This is a genomic window from Stenotrophomonas sp. YJH_SMC_20 (genome assembly GCF_059367845.1).
The window spans coordinates 28,073-53,534 of record NZ_JCAFRG010000011.1 but is presented as its reverse complement, the minus strand read 5'-3'; the positions used below and the strand labels follow the sequence as shown (position 1 = coordinate 53,534).

22 protein-coding genes, 1 tRNA gene and 2 pseudogenes are annotated in these 25,462 nt (G+C 62.9%); 11 read left to right on the top strand and 14 right to left on the bottom strand.

Going from position 1 to position 25,462, the window contains the following annotated elements; translation table 11 throughout:
* Nucleotides 1–5: 5 nt before the first annotated feature.
* Nucleotides 6–734, top strand: coding sequence for a histidine utilization transcriptional repressor HutC (gene hutC / locus AC5P6A_RS17120; protein ID WP_074724833.1), 729 nt, complete (start codon nt 6–8; stop codon nt 732–734).
* 99 nt (nt 735–833) lie between these two features.
* On the opposite strand, the gene AC5P6A_RS17115 is transcribed toward hutC, so the two are convergent.
* The 3 genes from AC5P6A_RS17115 to AC5P6A_RS17105 all read right to left on the bottom strand — a co-directional run bounded on the left by AC5P6A_RS17115 (nt 834) and on the right by AC5P6A_RS17105 (nt 2,955).
* A complete protein-coding gene (locus tag AC5P6A_RS17115; protein ID WP_155029789.1) occupies nt 834–1,871 on the bottom strand; it encodes a restriction endonuclease in 1,038 nt (345 codons plus the stop codon).
* Between the two features lie 236 nt (nt 1,872–2,107).
* Nucleotides 2,108–2,599, bottom strand: coding sequence for a phasin family protein (locus AC5P6A_RS17110; RefSeq protein ID WP_134730832.1), 492 nt, complete (start codon nt 2,597–2,599; stop codon nt 2,108–2,110).
* A gap of 80 nt (nt 2,600–2,679) precedes the next feature.
* Nucleotides 2,680–2,955 carry a polyhydroxyalkanoic acid system family protein gene (locus AC5P6A_RS17105; RefSeq protein WP_019660329.1) on the bottom strand — a complete coding sequence of 92 codons (276 nt, stop codon included), beginning with the start codon at nt 2,953–2,955 and terminating at the stop codon, nt 2,680–2,682.
* A gap of 125 nt (nt 2,956–3,080) precedes the next feature.
* Here AC5P6A_RS17105 and AC5P6A_RS17100 point away from each other — a divergent pair, with 125 nt between their 5' ends.
* The 4 genes from AC5P6A_RS17100 to aroA all read left to right on the top strand — a co-directional run bounded on the left by AC5P6A_RS17100 (nt 3,081) and on the right by aroA (nt 7,863).
* Complete coding sequence (locus AC5P6A_RS17100; protein WP_019660328.1) at nt 3,081–3,887, top strand: FHA domain-containing protein; 807 nt, start codon at nt 3,081–3,083, stop codon at nt 3,885–3,887.
* Between the two features lie 253 nt (nt 3,888–4,140).
* Nucleotides 4,141–5,226 (top strand): 3-phosphoserine/phosphohydroxythreonine transaminase, encoded by a 1,086-nt coding sequence (serC, locus tag AC5P6A_RS17095; protein ID WP_207049161.1) that lies wholly within the window; start codon nt 4,141–4,143, stop codon nt 5,224–5,226.
* Between the two features lie 51 nt (nt 5,227–5,277).
* Entirely contained in the window at nt 5,278–6,477 is a 1,200-nt protein-coding gene (gene pheA, locus AC5P6A_RS17090) for a prephenate dehydratase (protein WP_019660326.1), read from the top strand.
* 78 nt (nt 6,478–6,555) lie between these two features.
* The gene (gene aroA, locus AC5P6A_RS17085) at nt 6,556–7,863 is read left to right on the top strand and encodes a 3-phosphoshikimate 1-carboxyvinyltransferase (protein ID WP_155029787.1); all 1,308 of its coding nucleotides are present in this window, start codon (nt 6,556–6,558) and stop codon (nt 7,861–7,863) included.
* 136 nt (nt 7,864–7,999) lie between these two features.
* Here aroA and AC5P6A_RS17080 read toward each other — a convergent pair whose 3' ends face one another.
* Both AC5P6A_RS17080 and AC5P6A_RS17075 read right to left on the bottom strand, forming a co-directional pair.
* Nucleotides 8,000–8,572, bottom strand: a complete 573-nt coding sequence (locus AC5P6A_RS17080; protein WP_019660324.1) for an energy transducer TonB — start codon at nt 8,570–8,572, stop codon at nt 8,000–8,002.
* A gap of 119 nt (nt 8,573–8,691) precedes the next feature.
* A complete protein-coding gene (locus AC5P6A_RS17075; RefSeq protein WP_026347061.1) occupies nt 8,692–9,330 on the bottom strand; it encodes an energy transducer TonB in 639 nt (212 codons plus the stop codon).
* 113 nt (nt 9,331–9,443) lie between these two features.
* Here AC5P6A_RS17075 and serS point away from each other — a divergent pair, with 113 nt between their 5' ends.
* Nucleotides 9,444–10,724, top strand: coding sequence for a serine--tRNA ligase (gene serS, locus AC5P6A_RS17070; RefSeq protein WP_346715076.1), 1,281 nt, complete (start codon nt 9,444–9,446; stop codon nt 10,722–10,724).
* Nucleotides 10,725–10,790: 66 nt separating this feature from the next.
* Here the strand turns inward: serS and AC5P6A_RS17065 are convergent, their stop codons facing one another.
* Nucleotides 10,791–11,153, bottom strand: coding sequence for an SH3 domain-containing protein (locus AC5P6A_RS17065; RefSeq protein WP_346715075.1), 363 nt, complete (start codon nt 11,151–11,153; stop codon nt 10,791–10,793).
* Nucleotides 11,154–11,396: 243 nt separating this feature from the next.
* Complete coding sequence (locus tag AC5P6A_RS17060) at nt 11,397–11,984, bottom strand: FMN-dependent NADH-azoreductase (protein ID WP_061478956.1); 588 nt, start codon at nt 11,982–11,984, stop codon at nt 11,397–11,399.
* A gap of 124 nt (nt 11,985–12,108) precedes the next feature.
* Here AC5P6A_RS17060 and AC5P6A_RS17055 point away from each other — a divergent pair, with 124 nt between their 5' ends.
* Nucleotides 12,109–13,101, top strand: a complete 993-nt coding sequence (locus AC5P6A_RS17055) for a LysR family transcriptional regulator (RefSeq protein WP_005410175.1) — start codon at nt 12,109–12,111, stop codon at nt 13,099–13,101.
* A gap of 81 nt (nt 13,102–13,182) precedes the next feature.
* Here the strand turns inward: AC5P6A_RS17055 and AC5P6A_RS17050 are convergent, their stop codons facing one another.
* Entirely contained in the window at nt 13,183–14,256 is a 1,074-nt protein-coding gene (locus AC5P6A_RS17050; protein ID WP_346715074.1) for a DUF4241 domain-containing protein, read from the bottom strand.
* 124 nt (nt 14,257–14,380) lie between these two features.
* Between AC5P6A_RS17050 and AC5P6A_RS17045 the strand changes: the two genes are divergently transcribed.
* Nucleotides 14,381–14,470: transfer RNA gene (locus AC5P6A_RS17045), tRNA-Ser, on the top strand.
* Between the two features lie 952 nt (nt 14,471–15,422).
* Nucleotides 15,423–17,156, top strand: coding sequence for an ATP-binding protein (locus tag AC5P6A_RS17040; protein ID WP_329842121.1), 1,734 nt, complete (start codon nt 15,423–15,425; stop codon nt 17,154–17,156).
* 271 nt (nt 17,157–17,427) lie between these two features.
* On the opposite strand, the gene AC5P6A_RS17035 is transcribed toward AC5P6A_RS17040, so the two are convergent.
* The 3 genes from AC5P6A_RS17035 to AC5P6A_RS17025 form a co-directional block, all read right to left on the bottom strand.
* Nucleotides 17,428–21,279: a hypothetical protein gene (locus AC5P6A_RS17035; RefSeq protein ID WP_346715073.1), complete on the bottom strand. Its 3,852-nt coding sequence runs from the start codon at nt 21,277–21,279 to the stop codon at nt 17,428–17,430.
* Nucleotides 21,280–21,379: 100 nt separating this feature from the next.
* Nucleotides 21,380–21,637 (bottom strand): hypothetical protein, encoded by a 258-nt coding sequence (locus tag AC5P6A_RS17030; protein WP_346715072.1) that lies wholly within the window; start codon nt 21,635–21,637, stop codon nt 21,380–21,382.
* A gap of 48 nt (nt 21,638–21,685) precedes the next feature.
* Nucleotides 21,686–21,910 (bottom strand): helix-turn-helix domain-containing protein, encoded by a 225-nt coding sequence (locus AC5P6A_RS17025; protein ID WP_049407076.1) that lies wholly within the window; start codon nt 21,908–21,910, stop codon nt 21,686–21,688.
* Between the two features lie 270 nt (nt 21,911–22,180).
* Between AC5P6A_RS17025 and AC5P6A_RS17020 the strand changes: the two genes are divergently transcribed.
* The gene (locus AC5P6A_RS17020; protein WP_346715071.1) at nt 22,181–22,519 is read left to right on the top strand and encodes a hypothetical protein; all 339 of its coding nucleotides are present in this window, start codon (nt 22,181–22,183) and stop codon (nt 22,517–22,519) included.
* Nucleotides 22,520–22,975: 456 nt separating this feature from the next.
* On the opposite strand, the pseudogene AC5P6A_RS17015 reads toward AC5P6A_RS17020, so the two are convergent.
* Nucleotides 22,976–23,251, bottom strand: a pseudogene (locus tag AC5P6A_RS17015) (autotransporter domain-containing esterase); the annotation flags it as partial.
* Between AC5P6A_RS17015 and AC5P6A_RS17010 the strand changes: the two are divergent.
* Nucleotides 23,248–23,974 (top strand): annotated as a pseudogene (locus tag AC5P6A_RS17010) (FAD/NAD(P)-binding protein); the annotation flags it as partial. The pseudogenes AC5P6A_RS17015 and AC5P6A_RS17010 overlap by 4 nt on opposite strands.
* Nucleotides 23,975–24,104: 130 nt before the next feature.
* Here the strand turns inward: AC5P6A_RS17010 and AC5P6A_RS17005 are convergent.
* Both AC5P6A_RS17005 and AC5P6A_RS17000 read right to left on the bottom strand, forming a co-directional pair.
* On the bottom strand, nt 24,105–24,905 hold the full coding sequence (locus AC5P6A_RS17005; RefSeq protein ID WP_329842116.1) for a YecA family protein: 801 nt from the start codon (nt 24,903–24,905) through the stop codon (nt 24,105–24,107).
* Nucleotides 24,906–24,948: 43 nt separating this feature from the next.
* Complete coding sequence (locus AC5P6A_RS17000) at nt 24,949–25,446, bottom strand: hypothetical protein (RefSeq protein WP_329842115.1); 498 nt, start codon at nt 25,444–25,446, stop codon at nt 24,949–24,951.
* Nucleotides 25,447–25,462 lie beyond the last annotated feature (16 nt).

Below are 25,462 nucleotides of genomic sequence, written 5' to 3'. Positions count from 1 at the left end.
ATTACGTGAAGGCCAGCAAGTCCGCCACGCTCAACCAGCGTATCCGCAGCGATCTGGAAAGCCGCATCCTCAGTGGAGAGTGGGCGCCGGGCTTCCGGATTCCATACGAGCACGAGCTGATGGAGCAGTACGGCTGCTCGCGGATGACCGTGAACAAGGTGCTGACTGCACTGGCCGAGAGCGGCATGATCGAGCGCCGCCGTCGCGCCGGTTCATTCGTGGCGCGGCAGCCGCCGCACCTGGAACAGGTGGCGCTGGAGATTCCCGATATCGCGATGGAGGTGGGCTCGCGCGGCCATCAGTACGCCTATCGCCTGCTGCAACGGGAACTGCGCCTGGCCGATCCCGGCAATGCCGGCGAGGTAGAGCTGGCGGGCCGTGAGAAACTGCTGGCGATGCGCTGCCTGCATCTGGCCGACGGCCGCCCGCTGGCGCTGGAGCATCGGCTGATCAGCCCGGTGGGGGTGCCCGAGGTGCTGGAGGTCGATTTCAGTACCACCGCGCCGGGCAGCTGGCTGCTGCAGAACGTATCGTGGACCCGCGCCCAGCACCGCATCAGCGCCTGGGGGGCGGACACTGCCACCGCCAGGCTGCTGGACGTGAAGCCCGGTACCGCCTGCCTGGTGATCGAACGCCTGACCTGGCGTGGCGAACAGCCGATCACCCGCGTGCGCCAGATGTTCCTCGGCGACGCCTGGGACCTGGTCGCGCGCTTCGCGCCGGGGGCTCGGTAGGGCGTATCCACGCATGTCGTGCAACACTGAATCCCGGTTGGGATTACGTGATGCGTGAGAACCTTCGGTCGATCCACGCCATGCGTGGATGCTGCCCCATCAATACGTAGCGCACTGCCGCCAGCGCACCGGCTCGTCCACACCGGGGCGGGCATTGAGCTGGATGCGCACGTTGCGCAGGGCGGGGTAGTGCAGCACTTCCTCGCAGACCAGCGGCCACACCGCGTCCAGTTCGCCGGTGCGGTTGATCGCCAGCGTCTGCCGGGTCAGCCAGACACCGCTGGCGATGCCGGGCTTGCCAGCCAGGGCGCGGGCCAGATCGGCCTGGTAGCGATCCAGAGTGGCTGTATCCGGGTTGGGATTGCTGCGTGGGTCGGCCGCCGGCGCGGCCACACCCTGCGGCGACGAGGTCGCGGTGGCGGGCGTGCTCGGGGATGCTCCGGGGGCAGGTGCAGCGGTAGCGGCCGGAGCAGGGGCCGGCGCTGGCACTGGCGCTGGCGCTGGCACTACCGATGCGTCGGCAGTGGGTGCGGCGTCGTCCACGCGCAGGCCCTGCAGGCCCAGGCCGACCAGCAGCCCCAGCGTGATTGATCCCAGGCCGGCGATGGCGATGCGGCGCAGGGCTTCATGGCGGGCAGTGGCGCGCACACGCATCTCAATGTCACCCGGCAGGTAGGGCTGCAGCAGCGGCCACAGGCGCGGGCCGTCCAGTACCTCGACCGCCTGCTTCTCGGCAGCTGCCCGGCCATCGCGCTCAATCCGGCCTTCCGTGAGCAGCACGCCACCTTTCGCACCGGCCAGGCGCGCGGCCGCCCCCAGTTCGTTCACTGCGGCAGTGCCGATACGGTAGGCCAGGCCGTGCTTGCATGACACCAGCCACTGGTTGGGACCGTCGCTGAGCAGGAAGTCGCTGCTCGGCTCGCGGGCATCTTCGGCCGGATCGACCAGCTCGCGCAGGCCACGCTGCTCGCGCAGCATGCGCTTGACGAGTACCGAAAATTCTCGCCAGTGCATCCCCGCCAGGGCCTGCAGGCCAAGTTGCATCTCCTTCTGCCGCCGCTTGATCCACCACAGATAGACAACAGCCAGGGAACAGGTAAGCAGGGCCGACAGCAGGGCCAGGATCCAGGGGAGCATGCAGGAGTAGGGCGGAAGGGGCGAAAGCGGAGAACGACAGTGTAAAGGTCGCGGTACCTGGCCGGGTCAGGAGGTTCCTGACAGGAAGCGTGATGGAACGCCCAGTTCGGAATACAGCAGGCACGAAAAACCCGCCAATCCTGAAGCCGTGAGGGGAGGGAACAAACGGCAGCCGAAGCGATTGGCGGGTTGCTCGCGATTGTCAATCAAAGTTTATTGCATTGCAACAATTGCGCTCAGGGAATGCTGTCTGGCGACTGATGGCTGCCCGGAGCAGGGGCGTCGGTGCCGGACGCGGCGCGGTTTTCCAGCTTGGCCAGGCGCGCGTGCAGGGCATCGATGCGGGCTTCGAGCGCCGTCACTTCGTCGGCGGTGGGTACATGCAACCGCTTGAGCACGCCCTGCACCTGGTCATCAAAGGCCTTCTCGACCTTGTTCCAGGTGCCCGAGGCCTTCTCGCGGGCTTCGTCCAGCGAGCTCTCGACGTTATCACGCCAGCCCGGGCCCTGTTCGCTGCTGCGCTCACGGCGGCGGGCTTCCCAGGCTTCGCCTTCCTTCACCAGGCCGTCAAAGAAGCGGCTGCCTTCGGCCTGTGCACGGCCGAGAGCGCCAAGACCGGCCAGCCACACCTGCTGCGCCGAGTCACTCAGCTTGCGCGAAAAGCGCTCGGCCTGGTCACCGAAAGAGGCGTCGTCGTTGCGGCGGTCGTCGTTCTCGTAGTGGTTCATCGCAGTTCCCGTGGGAGTTGGGCCTGCCCCGAGAGTAGCGCGCCGTGGCGTTGCACGGCCGTGATGGCCGCGGCCGGGGTTCAGCCCAGCTTTTCCTTCAGAACGCGCTGTATCTCGCCTTCGACCATGCCCTTCATCGCCGACAGCAGGAAGCCCAGCTTGGCCGTCACGCGCACGGCGCCTGGCTGCAGTTCGATCGCGCCGTCCACGCCGCTGCCGGAGAAGTTCAGTACATCGGCGGTCCACGACGACTTCAGGCCGAAGCGCTCGGACAGCTTGGCGGCGACCTGCTCGATCGCGGCGCGCGCCTGCGCGTCGGGCAGGCCGTGGGCGTGGCGGACATCGATGGTGGACATGCAGGCTCCTGGCGCAGGGCGGGGATGATCAATGAGGGCGAGCATTGTGCGCATCGAGAGCCTCCGCGCCAAGCACTCATCCTGGGTTCTTCTTCGTTGGCGACCAACCTGCTAGGCTGCGCCGCGTGCAGAACCTGCTTGTTCACTTCAGCCAACAACAACAGCCCGACCAGCCGCTGCGGCCCGGGGTGCAACGCATCGTGCGCCAGGCCAACGGCAGTGTGCGGCTCGGCGATGCCGGCCATGGTGCCCTGTTGCTGGCGCAGTTCTGCCTGGATGATCGCGGCCTGTGGCTGCAGGTCGGCAACGGGATCCGCGGCATTCATGTGAACGGTCGACCGGTGCGGCGCATGGCGCTGCTGCGTGCGGGCGATGCGGTGTATGTGGACGGCGTGGAGATGGTCCTGCAAGGTGAAGTCGAGAGCCTGCTGCAGGCGCCTGCGCCGAAGAACGAGGAAGGCAGCGACGAGCAGCAGCGGCTGTTGCGCGGAGTTGGCGGCCTGCACCACGGCCGCAGCTTCACCCTGTCGCGGGCCCGCCTGATCGGCCGCGGCGGCGACGCTGACATCGCTATTGACGATCCGGCCTTCGCCGAACGACACGCCCGCGTGGAAGTGCATGGTGATCGCGTGCTGCTGCGCGATCTGGGCAGTGCCGACGGCACCTGCGTCAATGGCGTGGCCGTGCGCCATTGCTGGCTGCAGGCCGGCGACCAGGTGGTGTTTGATGGCCAGCACCGGTTTGTGCTGGAAGTGCCGCATGACCCGCGCCGGCGCCCGCTGCCGGATGAAGACGAGTCCAGCCAGGACGCCGAGCAGGCGCCGGTGCTGCCGGCCGTGCCGCGCAAGGTCCGGCGCTGGCCGTGGCTGCTGGTCAGTGCGCTGCTGCTGGCCGCGCTGCTCAGCCTGCTGCTCTGGTTCGGCGCGCGCTGACCCCGTATCGGCCGGGCATGGCCCGACGCTACCCACGTGGCGTGTGTCCACCCGCTTCCGGTAGGTGCCGACCTTGGTCGGCACGCTCCTTCGGCGGGAATGACGGCTGACGGCGTACGCCGACCAAGGTCGGCGACTACCGGCGCCATGCGGGCGGCCAATGGATTCCAATGAAACCAAATTTCCCTTGCGCCACAAGGCCGCAAGGCTGGTGCACTGCGGCATACTAGGGGTCTTGCCCCACAGGTGTGACATGACGCGCGCGTTCAACTTCAGTGCCGGCCCTGCAACCTTGCCGGAATCGGTCCTGCGCCAGGCGCAGGCGGAAATGCTGGACTGGCACGGGTCCGGTGCTTCGATCGTGGAAATGAGCCATCGCGGCGCGGAATTCATGTCCGTGGCCGCCGAGGCCGAAGCCGATCTGCGTCGCCTGCTCGACATCCCCGACGACTATGCGGTGCTGTTCCTGTCCGGTGGCGCCACCACCCAGCAGGCGCTGATCCCGCTCAATTTCGCCGCCCCGGGCCAGCGTGCCGACTACGTGGTCAGTGGCCACTGGGGCAAGACCGCGGTCAAGCAGGCCGGTGTCTACGTCGACGTCAACATCGCCGCCAGCAGCGAGGCCAACGGCTACCGCACGCTGCCGGCGCGTGCCGACTGGCAGCTGTCGCCCGGTGCCGCCTACGTGCACATCACCGCCAACGAGACCATCCACGGCGTCGAGTTCCGTGATGCTCCCGATACCGGCAACGTTCCGCTGATCGCCGACTTCAGCTCGTCCATCGCCAGCGAACCGCTGGATGTGCGCCGCTATGGCGTGATCTACGCCGGCGCGCAGAAGAACCTTGGCCCGGTCGGCATCGCGGTGATGATCATCCGTCGCGACCTGCTCGAGCGCAGTGGCCAGCCACGTGCGGACATCTTCGATTACCGCTCGCACGTCGCCCGCGATTCAATGCTCAACACCCCGCCGACCTGGAACTGGTACCTGGCCGGGCTGGTGTTCAAGTGGATGCTGGCCGAAGGCGGCGTGGCCGAATTCGCCAAGCGCAATGCCGCCAAGGCCGCGCTGGTGTACAGAGCCATCGACGGCTCCGGCGGCTTCTACCGCAATGAAGTTGCACATGCGGCCCGTTCGCGGATGAACATCCCGTTCTTCCTGCCCAACGCCGATCTCGATGCCCGCTTCGTGGCCGAGGCCAAGGCGGCCGGCCTGCTGGCGCTGAAGGGCCACAAGGTCGTCGGCGGCATCCGTGCCTCGCTGTACAACGCCATGCCGCTGGCCGGGGCCGAGGCGCTGGTCGCCTTCATGGCCGATTTCCAGCAGCGTCACGGCTGAGCAATGAACGGCGCGCACCGTCGGGTGCGGGCCCCGCAACAAGGAATTCCGATGGCAAGCAGCAAATCCAGCAAGAAGGCGCCGAAGAAGGCCGAACCGGCCAAGGACAGCGCGCCCGCCAAGGCGAAGGGCAAGGCCAAGGCCGCCTCGAACCCGGCACCCACCCTGGCGCCGCTGGCGCTGGCCGATGTGCGCTCGAAGATCGACCAGATCGACCGCGACATCCAGAGCCTGATCGCCGAGCGCGCGCGCTTCGCCCATCAGGTCGGCAAGGCCAAGGGCAAGCTCGCCGCCGCCGTCGACTACTACCGCCCCGAGCGCGAAGCGCAGGTGCTGCGCATGGTGGTGGATCGCAACGAAGGCCCGCTCAGCGATGAGCTGCTGGTGCACGTCTACCGCGAGATCATGTCGGCCTGCCTGGCCCAGCAGGAGCCGCTGAAGATCGGCTACCTCGGCCCGGAAGGCACCTTCAGCCAGCAGGCCGTGCTCAAGCACTTCGGCCGCTCCGCGCTGGGCCTGCCGATGGCCAGCATCGAGGAAGTGTTCCAGGAAGTGGAAGCGGGCAACGCCGATTTCGGCGTGGTGCCGGTGGAGAACTCGGGGCAGGGCACCATCCAGATCACCCTGGACATGTTCCTGACCTCCAACCTGAAGATCTGCGGCGAAGTGGAACTGCGCGTGCAGCAGTACCTGATGTCGCGCAGCGGCCGCATCGAGGACATCGAGCGCATCTACGCACATCCGCAGTCGTTCATGCAGACCTCGGCGTGGCTGCGCGCCAACCTGCCGAAGGCCGAGAAGATTCCGGTGTCGAGCAACGCCGAGGGTGCGCGCCGTGCGCGCAACGCCGACGACGCGGCGGCCATCGGCGGCGAGAGTGCCGGCCACGTGTACGGCCTGAAGAAGGTGGTCACCAAGCCGATCCAGAACGATGCCGACAACACCACCCGCTTCCTGGTGGTGGGCCGCAACATCTTCCCGACCTCCGGCCACGACCGCACCTCGGTGCTGGTGTTCATCCATGACAAGCCCGGTGCGCTGTTCGACGTGCTCAGCCCGTTCGCCCGCCACGGCATCAGCATGAACCGCATCGAGTCGCGGCCGTCGCACCACGGCAAGTGGGAGTACGGCTTCTTCATCGACCTGGCCGGCCACATCGACGACGCGCCGATGCAGGCTGCCCTGGCCGAACTGGAAGCGCACTCGGCGCAGATCAAGGTGCTCGGCTCCTACCCGGTGGCCGTGCCCTGAGTGCTGCTGCGGCGGCAACCGCCGCCGCTCCCTGATGCATCGCCGGCGGGCTGCCGGCGTTTACGGAATTCTCGAACGATGAGCAACGCGCAACACTGGATCGCCCGCAAGGGCCAGCCGCTGCAGGGCAGCCTGACCATTCCCGGCGACAAGTCGGTCTCGCACCGCTCGGTGATGTTCGCCGCGCTGGCCGATGGCACCTCGCATATCGAGGGCTTCCTGGAAGGCGAAGACACCCGCGCCACGGCGCGCATCTTCAGCCAGCTCGGCGTGCACATCGAAACCCCCAGCCCGTCGCAGCGCATCGTGCACGGCGTCGGCATCGACGGCCTGAAAGCGCCGGATGCACCGCTGGACTGCGGCAATGCCGGCACCGGCATGCGCCTGCTGGCCGGGTTGCTGGCGGGCCAAGCGTTCGACTGCACGCTGATCGGCGATGAATCGTTGTCGGGCCGCCCGATGCGCCGCGTCACTGGCCCGCTGTCGCAGATGGGCGCGAAGATCGACACCCAGGATGACGGCACGCCGCCGTTGCATGTGCATGGCGGCCAGTCGCTGCACGGCATCGACTTCGCCTCGCCGGTGGCCAGCGCACAGATCAAGTCCGCAGTGCTGCTGGCCGGCCTGTACGCGCAGGGCGAAACCAGCGTGCTGGAACCGCATCCGACCCGTGACTACACCGAGCGCATGCTGTCGGCGTTCGGCGTGGACATCGAATTTTCACCGGGCAAGGCCCGCCTGCGTGGCGGCCAGCGCCTGCGCGCCACGGACATCGTGGTGCCGGCCGACTTCTCGTCTGCGGCGTTCTACCTGGTGGCCGCCAGCATCATTCCTGGTTCACAGCTGCGCCTGAAGCAGGTCGGCCTGAACCCACGCCGCACTGGCCTGCTGCACGCGCTGCGCCTGATGGGGGCGGACATCACCGAAGAGAATCCGGCCGAGCAGGGCGGTGAGCCGGTGGCGGACCTGGTAGTGCGCTACGCGCCGCTCAAGGGCGCGCGCATTCCGGAAGCGTTGGTGCCGGACATGATCGACGAGTTCCCGGCGCTGTTCGTGGCCGCCGCCGCCGCAGAAGGCCAGACCGTGGTGAGCGGTGCGGCCGAGCTGCGGGTGAAGGAATCCGACCGCCTTGCTGCGATGGCCACCGGCCTGCGCGCGCTGGGCATGCAGGTGGACGAAACCGAAGACGGCGCCACCCTGCATGGTGGCGTTCGCCTGGGCAGCGGCACCATCGAAAGCCACGGTGACCACCGCATCGCCATGGCGTTCGCCATTGCCGGTCAGATCAGTGACGGCGAAGTGCGCATCAACGACATCGCCAACGTCGCCACGTCGTTCCCGAACTTCGACGGCCTGGCGCGTAGCGCCGGGTTCAACCTGGCCTGACCGGCACCGCAACCGCCGGGCCACGCCCGGCGGATCGCATTGCACGGTAGGTGCCAACCTTGGCTGGCACGCTTTTCCGCATAAAAGGACGGAGGCCGAAGCCTCCGTCTAAACATCACGAACCCCTCGTCCGCGATCAACGCTGCTCGGTACGGAAATCCACCGGGACCCGCACCACGCTGGCTACTGCGCGGCCATCCTGCACCGCGGGTTGGAACTTCCAGTTCTGCACGGTGCTGAGCACCGCACGATCCAGATCACGACTGCGCTCGCCGCTGCGCGAGACGATCGCAGCGTTGGCGACATTGCCGCGGGTATCCACATTCAGGCTGGCGATCACGCTGCCCTGCACGCCGCTACGCAGCGCGGCGGCGGGGTAGGTGGGCATGCGGTTGCTGGCCAGCGGGCGGGCTTCACGATTGCGCACTACCGGCGCGGCCTTCCGCGAAGCAGTAGCCGGGGTTGCCTGGCGCGCGGCAGGCGTCGCTGCGTCCGTCACCGCCGCCTGCTCGGGGGCCGGCAGCATGCGCTCGCCGACCGGCGCAGGTGCCACCTCTTCCTGGCTGGAATGACGCAGCCAGAGCAGGGCGGCAGCAAACATCGCCACGATCAGTGCGATCCACATCCAGGGCGACGCGTTCTTGTGCTGTACGCTTGAGTCCCGCTGCAACCGCGGCGAATGAAGGTCTTCGTGGGTGGTAACAGCCATCGCAAACTCCTTCCGTCAATGGACGACATGGGCAGTGTTGCCCGAGCCACAGACGGAAAGTGTCAGCGTTGCGTCAACATCACCGGCAGGGTTCAGCTTGCCTGCTGGGGAGCGTTCAGTTACTGCGTCTTGAAGTCGAACGGCACTTCAATGCTGCCAGGCACGGCCTGGCCGTTGCTCTGGGCCGGAGTGAATCGCCAACGGCGCACGGCGTCGGTCGCGGCACGGTCGAGGTCGCGTGAACCGCTGCGCTGGATCACCGTGGCGTTGTTCGGATAGCCGGTGGCGTCTACATCCACGCGTACCACCACGGTGCCGGTTTCGCCGGCGCGCAGGGCGGCGGCGGGGTACGACGGCGGCGGCGACTGACCGGCAATCGGCATCGGTTGGCTGTTGCCGGTCGTGGCCGGCGCAGCGCCCGGGTTGGCCGGGGCCGGCTCGGCGATCGGGGCGGGTGGTGGCGGGGCGGTTTCGACCAGCTTCGGCGCTTCTTCCTCGACCGGGGCCGGCTTGGCATCGGGCATGTCGCTGGAACCGGCCGCAGCGGCCAACGGTTCCGGGAGGGGCTCGACCTGGGCGGTTTCCTGCGGGGTCTGCGCGGCCGGGTCGGCGCGGAAGAACTCCTTGTCGCGGCCGGTCAGCCAGACCAGCACGAACAGCAGTACGCCCACGCCGAAGGCGATGCCGGCGATCTTCAGGGCGTTGCGCGGGATATGCACAGTGAACGACTTGGCGGACGACGAGCGGGGTGCAGACATGGACCGGACCAGTACGGAATGGCTCGATTCTGCCACGGCGGGAATGAACCGGGCGGCAGAAATCCGTATAACAAGCGATAATCCCGTTCCTGATACCCACCACGACACCTGCCATGCTTGATCCAGCCCTGCTCCGCCACCAGCCCGCCGACCTCGCTGAACGCCTGCGCACCAGCCGCGGCTTCGAGCTCGACGTGTCTGCCCTGGAGGCCCTGGAGGCTGATCGCAAGCGCATCCAGGTACGGACCCAGGAACTGCAGAGCCTGCGCAACAGCCGTTCCAAGGCCATCGGCCAGGCCAAGGCCAAGGGCGAGGACGTTTCGGCCATCATGGCCGAGGTTGCTGCCTTCGCCGACGAGTTGAAGGCCTCGGAAGTGGCGCTGGACGAACTGCGCGAGAAGATCGAAGCGATCTCGATGGGCATCCCGAACCTGCCGGCCGATGACGTGCCGGCCGGTGCCGACGAGAACGACAACGTCGAGCAGTCGCGCTGGGGAACCCCGCGCCAGTTCGATTTCAAGGTGCTCGACCACGTCGAACTGGGCGCCCGCAACGGCTGGCTGGACGGCGAGACTGCGGCCAAGCTGTCCGGCTCGCGCTTCACCGTGCTGCGCGGCCCGATCGCGCGCCTGCACCGTGCGCTGGCCCAGTTCATGGTCGACCTGCATACCGGCGAGCACGGTTATGAGGAAACCAACGTGCCGCTGCTGGTCAACGCCGATTCGCTGCGCGGCACCAGCCAGCTGCCGAAGTTCGAGGACGACCTGTTCAAGACCGCCGTGGGCGATTCCACGCGCTACCTGATCCCGACCTCGGAAGTGCCGCTGACCAACATCGTGCGCGACGAGATCGTCGATGCCGAGCGCCTCCCGTTGCGCATGACCGCCCACTCGATGTGCTTCCGTGCCGAGGCCGGCAGCGGCGGGCGCGACGTGCGCGGCATGATCCGCCAGCACCAGTTCGAGAAGGTCGAGCTGGTCTCGATCAGCCGCCCGGAAGACAGCGACGCCGAGCACCAGCGCATGACCCGCTGCGCTGAAGTGGTGCTGGAAAAGCTGGGCCTGCCGTACCGCAAGGTGCTGCTGTGCACCGGCGACATGGGCTTCTCGGCCATCAAGACCTACGACCTGGAAGTCTGGCTGCCGTCGCAGGAAACCTACCGCGAGATTTCCTCGTGCTCGAACTGTGGTGATTTCCAGGCCCGCCGCATGCAGGCGCGCTGGCGCAACCCGGCCACCGGCAAGCCGGAGCTGGCGCACACGCTGAATGGCTCGGGCGTGGCCGTCGGCCGCGCGATGATCGCGGTGATGGAGAACTACCAGAACGCCGATGGCAGCATCACCGTGCCGGAGGCCCTGCGCCCGTACATGGGTGGCCTGGAAACCATCGCCTGACAGCCGGCGATTCGCGCCGCCGCCCGAGCATAGGCTCGGACGCTACAGATCCATGTAGAGCCGAGCCTATGCTCGGCTCTCCTTTATGGCCCTCAGCTTCTCCAGCGGCACCCATCCCGGTTCGCCGGTCTCCGGCACGCACCACGCCCAGCCATTGAGCGTGCGCATTCCTCGCAGCAGCTGCCCCGGATCCACATCCAACTCCCGCGCGCAGTAATCCTCCGTGGCATAGGCGTCACCCTGCGCATTGCGACCGAACACCGGCGCCGGCACGAAACCGGGCTGCTGCCCCTTGGCCTCGCACAGGAACCAGTCTTCCCAGCCCTCCGGGCCTTCATAACGTTCGCCCACCACCAGCGCCTGGCCACGGCGCAGGGTGATCGGGTGCGGAAATTCGCTGCGGTGCGCAGCCGTCACGATGTAGTTCATGACCCCAGCCTAACCCCCTGTAGAACCCCGCGCACAGCGCTGCATCCACGCATGGCGTAGATCTACCGCGCGTGCATCAGTAGATCCACGCCATGCGTGGATAGCGCAGGCCCTCAGGCCAGGCACCACAAAAAAGCGGCCCCGCTGTGCGGGGCCGCCAGGGTGGGCCGGGATGGGGGAGGGGATCCCGGCCCGCGTTCAGCGCCCAGACGAGGAGAGAGGGGCGCCGAACGCTGGGACGCGTTATGCGGCGACGGGTTCGGCCGCTTCGTGCGACGGCAGTGCTGCCAGCGCACCGGCGATGGCGTCTTCACGGTGCTGCGGCGAGTAGGCGATGCCCTCGGCGCGCACGAATTCGACCTCGTTGATGCCCATGAAGGCGAACACCTGGCGCAGGAACGGCTCCTGGAAGTCGGCCGGCGAGTCGGTGTAGATGCCGCCGCGGCTGCTGGCGATGATCACCCGCTTGCCACCGGCCAGGCCCACCGGGCCGTTCTCGGTGTACTTGAAGGTGCGGCCGGCCACGGCCACGCGGTCGATCCAGGCCTTCAGGGTGGACGGGATGCTGAAGTTGTACATCGGCGCGCCGATCACCACGATGTCGGCGTCCAGGAACTGCTGCATCACCTGTTCAGCATCGGTCGCCTCGGCCGCGTCGGTCCTGGCCAGCGAGCTGCTGCGCAGATGCGGTACCGGATTGGCGTCAAGATCGCGATAATCGACCTGCAGGCCATCGATCTGGCTGGCGAAGCGGGCGACCACGGCGGCCGACAGCTGGCGCGAGACGGAGTTGTCGCCAAGCACGCTGGCGTCGAGATGCAGAAGCTTCATGGCAGTCACCTGTGTTCTGGAAGGAGGGGCGGGTTTGCCGCCGACGGAGAGAACGATAGGTTGTTGCAAAGGCGGAATAAAGGTGGTTGAATGCCACGTATTGTTCTAGATATGGAACTCGGGCATGCATGACCTGAATGATCTGTACTACTTCGCGATGGTGGTCGACCACGGCGGGTTCGCCGCCGCCGAGCGCGCACTAGGTATTCCCAAGTCGCGCCTGAGCCGCCGCATCAGCCAGCTGGAAACCGACCTGGGCGTACGCCTGCTGCAGCGCTCCACGCGCCGTTTCGCGGTCACCGATGTCGGCACCAGCGTGCATCGCCATGCGCAGACGATGCTGGCCGAGGCCCAGGCCGCCCGCGAAGTGGTGGACCGCCTCAGCGCGGAGCCGCGCGGCGTGGTGCGCGCCAGCGTGCCGGTGTCGCTGGCGCAGATGCAGCTGCCCAAGCTGCTGCCCAAGTTCCTTGAGCAGTACCCGAAGGTGCGGCTGCAGCTGAACATCAGCAACCGCCGCGTGGACATCATCAACGAAGGCTACGACGTGGCCCTGCGCGTGCGTTCGCGCCTGGATGACGACGGCAGCCTGGTGATGCGCAGCTTCGGCCAGGTGCAGGAACTGCTGGTGGCCAGCCCCAAGTACCTGGACCGCGCCGGCCGCCCCAAGGACCCGGAAGAGCTGACCCAGCACGTCACCCTCAGCATCAGTGAAGACGAAGCCCGCCAGCGCTGGGAACTGCATGGCCCGGAAGGCGAAGTGCGCCGGGTCGACCTGCAGCCGCGCGTGGCCGGCTTCGACTTCCCGCTGCTGCAGAGCATGGTGAAGGACGGCTTCGGCATCACCATGCTGCCGGAGACTGTGTGCGCCGATGCGGTGCGTAACGGTGAACTGGAAGTGGTGCTGCCGGACTGGTCGCTGCCGCAGGGCGTGTGCCATGCCGTGTTCGCTTCGCGCCGCGGCCTGCTGCCGGCGGTACGCGTGTTCATCGACTTCCTGGCCGAGCACCTGCCGCCGCAGCTGGAGGCTTCGCGCCTGGATTGCGGTGGCGCCTGTGAAAAGGCCAAGGAGCGGATCAAGGCCAGTGCACTGGGCGCGCTGGCGGTGGATGCGGGCTGAGGCACCTACCCGCAAATGCACCGCCAATCCGTGAAACGGTAGCGCCGGGCCATGCCCGGCGTTGCTGTTTTCCGGCCCCGGTCAGTTCCGGCCGAACAGCCGGTCCCAGAAGCTGCGGCGTTGCGGTGCGGCCGGTGGCGGTTCGGCCGCAACGACGGGTGCTTCCAGAACCGCCATCAACTCCGCGCTGCGCGGCTTCTTCAGGAACCGTGCGTAGTCCAGATAGCCGGTCACCTTGCTCATGTGCAGGCGCTCGGGCATCGCCGGTAGCTCGCCACCCTGTAGCAGCACCCGCAATGCCTGCGGGCGGTCCAGGCGGATCGCCTCGTACAGAGCGGTGCCGCCACAGCCTGGTTCGATCTGGTTGGCGCGCTGCGGCGCGTCCTTCAACAGGACGTGCAGCGCATCCGGGTCGTCGCGTTCAACGGCCGCTACCAGCCGTGCCAGCGCTTCAGCTTCGTCGGGTGGAAGGCTGTCGCGATAGGCTTGGTCGGCAATCTCGCGCTCGTCGCGTCCATCGCCGCCCTGGATGCACAGGAAATCGGTGACCAGGGCGACCGGAATGCCGGACGTATCCAGCGCCCAGTAGCTGGGATACACACCGTCGCCCCAGCCGCTGGTGAAGACCACCAGGCCGTGCGGCGAGTTCTCCCCCCAGGGGCGGTATTCGACGCCTTCGTCCAGGCCATCGTGGTCGATCAGTGCATCCGACCATTCACTCTCTTCCTCGCCATCGGCCTGTTCGATCAGGGCCAGCAGCGCCTGCTGGGTGTCGGTGTCCATGAAACAACCGATGCCAGCGTCGACCGGATAGCCGATGAAGCTGTCCTCATCCAGGCCGGTCAGGTCCTGGGTGGTCCAGCGCGCCATCTGCCAGTGCAGGGCGGTCGCGGTAAGAGCTTCGCGGGGCTTGAACCAGACCACGGCCAGGGCCGGGCGGCCGCTGTGCACGATGATTTCGACCGGGTGCCGGCCCAGCGGGGCGGTGTAGTCGGCCAGCGCAGGCGCCTCGGCCTGGACCAGCGGATCGCAGACCACCAGCTGCCCGCTGCTGATCGGCAGGTGCCCCGCGAAGGTGCGGTGCAGGGCCACAGCGGCCAGCTGTGTATCGTCCAGCAGGCAGGTGCGCAGGTTGGCCAGATCGAGATGGGCCATGGCGGCTCCGAGTGCGGTGAAGGCTCCCACCGTGCCGGATGCGAAGGGCAGGGGCAAGGTGGTCTTGGGCAAATGCCCTTCACGTGCGAGAATACGTCGCTGCCCGGGCGACCGGGACCCGATTGGAGAGATGGCCGAGCGGTTTAAGGCACCGGTCTTGAAAACCGGCGAAGGGTTAAACCTTCCGTGGGTTCGAATCCCACTCTCTCCGCCACCTTTTCGAACAATTCATTGATTTTGAAAGATAAAATCATTCGACTCTAAATTCGGTATGCCAGCTGGTATGCCGCGCCCGCTTGGGCATACATGGACAGATCTGGACGCCACCTCTGGCTGACAGAGGCTGGGTTCGTTCGACGCTTCGGGGGCATTCCAAGAGTTGCATTGCTCAGTCTGGGGCGACTTCGCGAAGTCTGCGGTGGCCTCTCGTGGTCGGCAATCAGGGACTCCTGATCTCTGCCCATGGCACGGGGAGGCTCAGCAGCGAGGGAAGTTGTGGGCGCAGCTGCCGACTCCCTGGCTATGCTTACTCAAGATCGTCGGAGGCGTTGGTGAGGCGGACGCAGCTTCATCATTGAGTGTCGTGAAGTCTGCAAAGCGGTCAGCTAACGGCGCTTCTTAGGCAAAGTGGCCCCTTAGTACTTCCGGCTGTCTCCCGGCGAAACTTGGGCGGGTGATCGCACGAGCCTGAAGCAGATAAAGCGTTGCATTCGGATCATCTGCTGTCGCAAATAGCTTGCTTAGCCCAGAGGTCTCCTGAGCGGGACTTTGATTGCTTGGGCCGTAGGTCGCACCGTTCTTCGCCGCGTTCGATCATGCCGATGTAGATCCTGTGGGCCCAAGCCGCTTCCGCGAAATCTTCGTATAAGAGTCCAAGGGCCCTTCCGAAATCCCTTACTCTGAACAAGTAGCTGTCACCGCGAGCGAAAGCCTCGCGCCGGGATTGTAGTGGCACCATCGGGATGGCCAAAGAGCGGATCACGGCCAGCGCGCTTTGCGCATTGGCCGTGGAAGCGGGCTTCCGTGGGCGACGTGTGCCGATATCTTCTAGAGGATGGTCTCAAGCTCACCTGCTTTGAGCCGATAGCGCTCTGTGGTACTACATTTCTGGATTGCCTTTATCTGCCGCGCAGCGTCGTATGTCATTTGGAATGGAGCTCTTGGGAATGGATAAGCTCAACTTTGGTGTCAACTCTCGTATTGCCACCTTGCTTAGCAATGAGTACTCATCAACGGAGCGGGCGTTGATTGAGCTGATCGATAACGCCTGGGACGCTGATGCAACGAGGGTACTTGTGGATATCCCAGAGCCTCTCTCCGGTAATCCCATCGTCGTCTCGGACAATGGGAACGGAATGACCGTTGACCAGATCCGTACCCATTATCTGCAGATCGCGGCTGACAGAAGGCGACGCTCCGGCGACAGCTCCATTCGGTTCAAGCGGAAGGTCAAGGGCAGCAAGGGCATCGGCAAGTTCTCTGGTCTGATGGCCGCCGCCGAGATGCGCGTTGATACCGCTGTAGGAGGGCGGCGAGTGAAGCTGAGCTTCACCCTCGAGCAGCTTAAGGATGTTGATGGAATCGATGAACTGGAGATTCCCTACACAGTGTCTGTAGAGGATGAACATGTGCAGGGCACAACCATCACGCTCTCTCAGCTCAGGCAAGGGGGAGCTTATCCAGACGCCGTTGAACTAAGGCACTTGCTAGTCCAGTCCTACGGGCGGCGTCAAGACATGGTTATTGAGATCAACGGCAAACCATTAGACGTCGACGATGTTCAAGGCCATTTTGAGGAGAAGGCAATCAGTGTTCCAGGTGCCGCGGACCTGACTGTTCGATTCGCCCTGAGCGAGCGAAAGACCGGCATGAAGAGTCCGGGAATTCAGATCCGCGTGGGCTCGCGCATTGTGGGGCGGCCTTCACTCTTTGGGCTCGACCAACGTGGAGATATCTCGCCTAAGTTGCTGAAGAAGCTCTATGGCGAAATCGACCTAGAAGGCGTGGTGGACGCCAATGTTGCTAGCTGGGAGACCCTTGTTGCTGGTGACCCGACGTGGGCTCTCGTACAGGATCGTGTCAGGGATGCTCTCTATGAGAGCTATCAGGCTCGCTTCAAGAGGCATATGAGTTTGGCCCGAGCCCGGTTGCAGCAGCAGTTCAACAAGAGGATGGCCGAGCTCCCCGAGTACAAGCGTGAGTTCGCTGATAAGGCGATCATGAAGGTGCTTAATCGGTACTCAGACGAGCCTCACGAGAGGGTTGCCCCCATGGTCGCGGTTCTGCTTGATGCTCTGGAGAGCAGCGACTACCGGCTTCTGCTCGAGCATATTGCGGGGGCCTCAAGCGCCGATGTCTCAAAGGTTGCAGACTCACTCAACGACTTTGGTCTGGCTGATATGGCCCATCTGGTTGACCAAGCTCGAGCTCGGACGGCTGTTCTTGATGCGCTTGAAGACTTGTCCCGGGACAAGAGTACGCTAGAAGCTACTATGCATAGGGCGCTGGAGAGCAATCTTTGGGTGTTTGGTCCGGAGTTCGCCTTGTTTTCGTCCAACAAGACCCTGCGTCGAATGGTGGAGGAATACTTGGACCAGAAGTACACCGGCGCCAATGCTACCGATCGGCCAGATTTGATGCTGAAGCAGAACTTTGCGGGAGAGTATCTGCTCATTGAATTCAAGCGCCCGGCGCATACCTTGACTGTCTCTGACTACCAGCAAGCAACTGGCTACAGGCATCACTTTGGTCCCTTCACATCTAGGCGTATCCGTGTCTACGTGGTTGGGGGGGATCGGGGCGCCTTTCCAACGAGCAACTTGGAACCGGACGTCGTAGGTACTTCATTTTTTGACGTCATCTCAATGGCGCGAACTCAGCTCGACTGGCAGCTCAAGTAGATCTTCAAAGGCCTGGATACGCGATGACGAACAGTAAGCCAATCCATGAGGAGCAGTGCCCTTTCTGCAAAATCGGCGTCTTCGTAGACCGAGTGGGGCGCAATGGGCACTTCAGGAGCTGTTCGAGCTATCGGGGCTGCGAGAGAAAGCCGAGAAAGCGGCGCTGAAGGCGTGGGTTCACTTTCAGTCCTTTCGCCGTCGTTTGACGCAGCTGTCCGAGAGGACAGCTGCGTCTGTGGACGATTCCCGCTTCCTGGCTCTTAAGGTTCGCTCAACTAGGGGTTTGTGCGTCGCGCCAGCCGGTCAGAGTCGGCTTTGCTGGCCAGACAGCCTGTGTATCTCTAACACGTCGGTGCTTCTCGAATGCACGCAATCTGCCGTCCTCCATTCGAGACAATGGCTCTTCGGGACAGTCGCGGCGGGAGAGGGCATCTTTCAGGTCCGACCATGTACGGTGCAGCCGCGGATTGTATGTTTCTATTGCCGACACGAACGGTTCAAAGATCCTCTGACGTAGCATGTCCGCTGCCCGCATCTGCTCAGCAGCTAACTCTCCCCTCTTGGCATCGATCGCGCTGAGCGCCACGTCCAAAGTATCAATCACCCCGGCCGCCTTGTAGTCATTCTCAACCAACTTCCGTACTGACCCGGCAAGTGGGCAGTCGGCGAGCCATAGGCGGATTTGAAAGACGCTCTCTATGACTCCCTCGATAACCGGATCAACTGCCGCCGTGAGCTCTCCAAGATCTCTGTTCTCAAGGAGACGGTTGATCATGATCTTCCAGGCATCGGGAAGCCAGTTTGCATTTGTACCAGCTTGGAACCGGAGCAGAGTTAGATAGGTATCAAACAGGGACTTCTGAGGGAGGGTGCTCAGTAGTTCAGAAACTGCATCTTCCTGATGGCTTAGTACTTCAATCAAAGCGAGAGAGTGAAGTTCATGATCCGGCCTAGTGGCAATGTCAAGCACGAGATCCGCCCATTTGCCGCTTCGATGGTGAGTGCCGTACCACCATAGCGGTTGGGGCCAGCCACAATGGACATAGATGCACGCAGCGAAAAGTTCTTTGCCAAGCAACTGCTCTACTTCGGTCGCATTCATGAGAAGAATGGAGCTTTGGTCAGTGCACCATCTAAGCACTGGAGCTGGAGCGTTGTGAGTGGTCAATGCTACAGCTTTGAGCCAGAGCAAGTCCTGCTCACCCGAGCGCAATGAGGACAACACGAGGACGGCCTCACGGAGGGGCAGCTCAGTCCATCTTTCTATCAGTCTGGAGATGGTGACAAGGCGCAGCCCTGTATCTCTGACAGCCAATAGAGCCGAGACCAACCGGTATCGGCGCTCATTGGCCGCTAGTTCAAGTAACGGCTCCGTAACGCTGAGCTCGTATTCGTCGAGCGTGAAGGCATCAACCCTTCGAATGATTCTGTTGATCCAAGCCTCCAGCGCATCGCCCATTGCAGATGTTGGAAGCTGCTTCATTGCGTCGTCTACCACCGCGTTGAGGCGGCCGTCACGAAGCGCGATGGTATGTGGCATGCAGTCTAGTGCTCTCGGAAGCAGTCTGGCGAAGAGCTCCCATGGCGGTGACTTGCCGAATTCTTCCACGCGATTGAAGAGAACAAGACGGGTGTAGAGGACGCTTGCGCAGCTCGGAACCCTGAGCTGATCTTCAATGATTGAACAAATTCTCTCGCGGCGAGAAGGATCAAGTGTGGCCCATGAGTGAGCAAGTGCCTTCAGTAGGCGGGCACTCATTGCTGGAGTGCGATCGCGGGCGATCAGGTCCAGGATACCTTCATCGTCCTGGCGGTCTGTCGAGATCCAACAATTGGCAGTGAATGCTCGAATTGTTGCCTCGTCCGCTCGAAGCAGTCGTTCAGCTGCTCTCGACGTCAGTTGCTTGGGCTCTCTTGCCAGTGCCTGCAGGATCCTTTTCGACAAAGCTAGGTCGAGAGCAATGGAGCGGCCATCCTCAATCGCATCAAGGTAGGGTTGGACGGATTCCAAGGTAGGTGGCGTCTCAAAGAAATTGTAGTTACTCGAAATGAATCCGATGCCTGAATCTACGTCGATCTGCTCCAGGCTGATGACCATGTCCTCTGCGATCCAAGGCAGATCGTCGCGTAGCTCTTGGGGTAGTTCATCCACAAACTGAACAAGAAACGCAAAGCAGCTGTCCCGTGTCGCCGGGAACTTTGACCTGGTTCCGAGCTTCGCCAGCTCAAAGAGGCCTGCACCATGGTGACCTTGGAAGGCCAGCCGCATCCAGCGAAGGTTCTGCGCTGCTGCAAGAGATGTGATTGGGGAAGCGCAACCAAGCCCTCTCTGAAGTTGCTCAAGGAGGAGAGCTCGGTCCTGTGGAATGTCCGGTACGGCCAGTGCCTGGGCTCCAGCACGGAGATAGGGGTGCGTGAAATTGAAGTCACTCTCTTCGGCCCAGAGAACGCGGCGCCTTTGGAGTATGGTAAGTGCAGCCCGCGCCTGCTGTGATAACTCGCAGGGGGCCTCGTAGGTGGGAGGAGAGGCGGGGTTCCAATCTCCCCCCAAAGAAATCGACGCAAACTCTTCCACGAAGCCAGGGCGCTCCTCGCTTGAGCTGATCATGTACGCGAGATCTGGTTCGCTGATAGGTCGATGAATCTCAGTTCCTATCGCGGCTGCGATCAGTACGCTCCTCGCACCGGTATGCTTTTCAGATAGAGATCGCGCAAAGTCAATTGCATCTCGGCGTGACTGTGCCAGGATCTCGGAATCGGTTGGCGCGTTTGGGAGCTCGCTCCAAGTCTGTGCCAGGTATGCAAGCGCGCCCGGCTCGCAAAGCTGGTCGCTCTCTTCGATGATCTTGTCCACAGCGGAAATCGTTGCTTCTGAGAGTCCCTGTGCTTCAGCAGAGGATCTCCAAATTTCTGTTGCTACCGAGGTGGGTAGGCGCGCGAGTGAGGTCCAGGATTTTGAGCCTACCCGACAACTGACCAGCTCGCTTGTGCCGCGTACTTGGAGAAGCACATTCTCTGTCTGTGCGACGATCAGATAGCGTCCAGCTCGGAGGCGAGCAGACAATCGCGCCAGATCTGCCATTACGGCACTGGGGTTCTCGATAGGTTCGCGAGAGCCGAGGGGGTCGTCAAGGATGTATGCTCGATGCCCATCCACGGGGTCTGTGAGGTAGCGCTCGGCCTCATCAACGTGGCTTCCGGTTCTGACCGCGACACCATCGGCTTGGAGCACTGATCCGATTGTGAACGAAGTCCAGGTCTTCCCTGCACGGGGAGGGCCGGCCAGCAGCAAGCAATGCTGATCCCTCAGAACTTGCAGCAGCGCATCCTCGGTTCCGCGATCAATATAGTTTGCTGGGCGAAGTTGAGTTGGGGCATGTACCCTAAGCAGCTCTAGGAAGCCGGGGACAACGTCCTGCTGGCTTCTTTTTGCCTGAGCGATCATGTCTGTGAACCTGGCGATGAGTCCACGGATGGAGGGCGTGTCGAAACGTTCTTCCTGCAGAATTCTGTGTAGTCGGATCTCTACAGACTCTGCTGTCTCGCGCTCGACCAGCGCTATCTTTCCAAGGGCTTGGCGGAAGTGCTCCTCGCTCCGGAGCGCAACATCGGCTTGTTCTTCGGCGCGCTTGATATCCAGCGCAGTTACCTTTTCCTTCGGATCTGCTGCTTTCGTCAGAGTCGAGACGGACTGATTGATGACCGCTTGACGAACGGCCTTGGCTAGGCGCCGGCTCGCGTGCCTGGCCTGTGGCCTGTCCAAGCGGTTCTGGGGCGTCAAAAGCTCCACTAGGTCGTCACAGACCCTGGAGCTTAGTACGAACGCGGCGTAGGTCTCGCTCTCATCCATCAGCCGCCGTAGCAGGGATGGAGTGTCTTTTCTGGCGGGGTAGTGGGCCAAGTACTCTGCAAGCTTGGACGCTGAGAGAGCCTCGGAGCCTCCCTTCACCTGCACTTCAAGGGTACAAGGCGTGGCGCCTGGCCAAATGATACGTGCGTCCTCTCCTGCCTCGGGCTCAGGTACCAGTGAGCAATTTCCATTCCGGCCTAGGGCCAATGCTGCTTCAACGCAGATCATGTCCTGGAGCAAGAATTTCTCAGGGCCGGTGATCGCAATGTTCATTCGCTACCTCTAGATGACGCTTTCCGGATCATTCCTTGATGCTTCCCATTGCTTGGGCACACACAAACGGGCCTACATGTCGCTTAAGGCCAGCGGGATGTTAAGCCTCCAGTGCAGCTATCTGATAGCCCATCCAGGCACGGTAGCTGCCGATTGTGCCCGTGAAGGCTGCCCGATACTCGTAGAACCGATTCAAGTAGATCTGCATCACGCCTTGATGCTGATAGGGCTGCTCACCATTCAGGCCCTTGTCGAACAGGCGCTGGGGGTTCTTGCCTTGATCGGTCTGTCCGTGCCAATAAGGTTTGTAGTCTTGTCCGCACTCCTGCTGATAGCGGAACGAGCAGACCGCAGCCACTACGTCGTAGATGGCTGTCGTGGTCTTGCGCTGTCGTAAACGCCGTTTTCAGTCCAGGAGCGTCCCTGGTCGGACCTTGAGGGCTTGGGCGATCCGTTCGATGTTGTAGATCGTAACGTTCTTCTCGCCGCGTTCGATCATGCCGATGTAGGTCCTGTGGACTCCGGCTGCCTCTGCGAGCTCTTCCTGAGAGAGCCCAAGAGCTTTCCTGAGGCGTCTCACATTGCCTGCAAAGACGCTGACCAGATGGGTTTCATGGATTGCTCGGGCCATCTAAGGATGGTCCGAATTTGAATACCATGATTCGACATACTACGATTAGCGTTCAGGGGGCTGAGAGTGTTCACCTCTGAGCTGGCCGCGCCTGCTCTGCCGGGGAATTGCCTCGCTTTGGGTTGCGTCTATGAGGCGTGCTCTCTCAATGGCGCAGGCCGGCGCTCCACCCCTCTTGCGTATCGAGTGACCCGAGCATCCCAGCGGCGCGGGTTAGGGAGGCACTCCGCTGATCAGTCGTTCACTTCAATCAACAAGGAGCAACACACTATGGGCGTCATCCTCTACAACCTTCTGATGACCTTTTTCCTGATCCCCCTGACGATCAGGGCGTACTTGAGCCTGAAGAACAATCGGCTACCGCTACCGCACTTCCAGAACAACGTGGTGGTCAACCGGGTCAAGCTGCAGAAGGCCATCGGAATCTGGTCACCGATCCTGTTCTGGGTCTTCCACAGCGCCTGGCTGATGTGGAACCTGTCGATCGATGCGTGGATCGGTGTCCTGGCGACGATCGCCTATATGGTCTCTAGCGCCATGCTGTCGGGCCAGATCAAGGCCAAGCAGATCGGTGTGATCCCTGAGCAGGCTTCCAGCGGGAGAGCCTAAACGAAGTGGGGCGCTCGCCCAATAGCTGGCCGCTCCACCTAAGCAGGAGCAAAGAGTGAAAAAAAGACGAGAGACGGGCAGAAGGCAGCCTGGGCTAGAGCAAGAGCCACAGAGCTATGGGCTAGAGCCAGTGTGCTAGAGGCGGATGTGAGCGGCTGTTTGCGAGCTCGTTCCCGCCGCCGACAAGCCGCTGATCGGCTGATCCGGTGTGCTGGGTACTACGAGCGACTGGCGTCGGGACTGGAGGAGCCGATGCAAGAAGTCGACTGGTTGCCGTTTTAGCCGCATCAGTTCAATGCAAGGAAGGGTTGGCAGGGGGCCGATGCCCCCCTGCCAACGATCAACTTACTTTTTTCTGAGACTGCCGATTCGACGAGTCAATTTTGAGGGGCGGGGCGCACGAGAAGCGCCACGCTCTAACCAGGGCGTGGCGCACTTTTCTCGGTTGCGGCTACGTCAGAAGCTGCCGCTGAAGCTGGCGAACAGTGCGATGTCCCGGGCACGCTTCTGTTCGGCCGAAGCGCTCAGGCCGATGTTGCTTTGCAGCCCGAACAGCTCCGTGCGCGCGCCCATGATGGCGGTCGCATAGTTCTTGTCGAAGTTCAGGCCCGGCACGCGGTACATGCCCACGTTCGGCAGGCTCTGTACCCAGGCGCTGGCCTGCTTGGTATCTTGGAACTCGGGGTCGTAGGTAACTTGCACATACGGCTTGACGCTGCCGCCGTCGAAGCGGGCCGCCGCACGTGATCTCGCGCCATGGCCTGCTGCCATTGCCGCATGCGCATGGCGGCCTGCCTAGCTTCGACCCCGCCACGTTGCTGCCGATGAACCTGCGCCAGCGCCTGTACGCGCTGCGTGGATTCGCGTGCCAGGTCCAGGCCGACGGCCTGCCGTGGCAGGGCGTGATGGACCGTATTCGGCCGCACGGGCAGGCGCTGTGGTGCAGCCTCGATGAGGCCGACCAGCGCCGCTTCCTGCGCCATATGGTGCGCTATTGGGACGTGCATCGCCACCGCATCGCCGAAGAGGTCGACGCGCAGCTGCAGTCCCTGCAGGACAGCGGCCAACTGCAGGGACTGCCTGCAGCGCGTCTGCCGCGAAGGCGATGCCCTGCAACTGTCCGGCCGCGATGCCTCGGGCAATGAACAGCAGTGGACGATCGGCGGGGTGATCAACGCCACCGGCGTGGAAACCCGTGCCAGTGCCTTGCGCAATCCGTTGCTGCAGCAGCTGCAGGCTGATGGGCTTGCCCGCCCCGGTCCGCATGGGCTGGGGCTGGACGGCTCGGTGCCGGGAGATCGCCTGTGTGCCGCTGGTGGCCAGCCGCAAGCACGGCTGGGCGTACTCGGCAGCCTACGCATCGACAGTCTGTTGGAAAGCCTGGCAGTGCCGGAACTCCGACAGCAAGCCCGACAGTTGGCAGAGCATGCGCTAAAGGAACTCGGCCAAGCCTAGAACTGCTCCCGTTGAGAGCGCATCACTCAAGCACGCAATCACATGGGTCTGGCTATTGGCGCCTGTGGGGAGTGGCGCCATTGAGCCCTCAGAGCCGAGCACCTGATCCCTGAAAAGGCTTGAGTCGACCTCAAGAATAGACTGCGAGAGCGAGCATCTGATGAGCCGGGATGATCTCGACGTGCTTTTTCTCAACATAGTCCTTGCCATGGCAGCAGCGCTTGTACTTCTTCTCACTACCGCAGTGGCAATGTTCGTTTCGACCCGGCCGTTCAGCCGCAGAGCGTGAAATCTGGATTGTGGAAAACTCAAGGCTATGGAACTGGCTGACCTTCATTGTTCGGGCACGAATAAGCTCGCCGATCTTCCTCACCGCTGCGAATCCGGGTTCGTCATCGCTGCAAATCGGGACACATCGCTTGTCGTGCGGATGATCAACCGCAGAGATGTGATCCAAATCCATCTCGCCTCTGGCAATTCCATGTGCCATCACACCGCGATAGAGGTGTCCCCGCCTATGCGGACAGCTGAATAAGTCCATATCCTGACCGCAAATACTGCATTCGAAGTACTCCACGACCAAGCCCTTGCTAAAGAAAATCTTGTATGGATATGCCTTTTCCAGTTGGAGAAGTTGTGATTCGAAAGTGTCAACTTGAATCGATGACCACCGTTTGATAAGCCTGAGCAAGTCAAGACAGTCCTGCAGGGAGCACCAGGAATCTGCGCACTTTGACTGTGCGATCAGGCGCCAAATGGCCGCGTAGGCTTCAAGGAAGTCCAGGCACCGATCGAGTACGAAAAGATCATCGAGCGTAGCGTCCGAGGCATGTTTACTGCCTTCTCGAGCGCGAGCGACAATGTCGCGCATATGCTTCAAATCGCTTCTGAGCGTCGGATTTTCGTCCAGTATTGCAAGTTGCTGGAGCACTTGAACCCTGCTTATCCTTAAAAGTGCCCGTGCACGCGGAGAACTAAGGGGCATCGTTGAAGAAGTTGTTCGCATCGAACTTATCCATAAGCTTTTTGACGCCAGCAGAACTTCCTTCATATTCGAAGCGCTTAACCTTCTTGGATGCTTTGTCCTCATAGATGAGCGAAAGATGGACGCGGGACTCTTCACCTCTGAGAGCCCCCTTCGCGCGATCGTATAGATAACTCGATAGCATGTTGAGGAACAGCTGCACCGACGTATCGCCCGCCAAGTAGATCAGTGGTAGCCAGATGTCCGAGCTATGTAGCACGGCTTTAGGGCTTTTGGATGGAAACGCCAGAGCGATATCGGGGTGCTGAGATCTGACCCATTTCAGAAAGTCACCGGCGTCGGGCTTCATGCCAAGCGTGCCGTCGTGTCCGATTGGCTCCTGCAGGAGAGCAATTCCTGAGCGCGGCAGCGCCCCGAGCTGAAGCAGTGCCTGATCGTTGTTCACATCGCTCACTGACGATTGGCACTCACTTGCAGTGACGTCCATCTCGATCCCCCCGTTA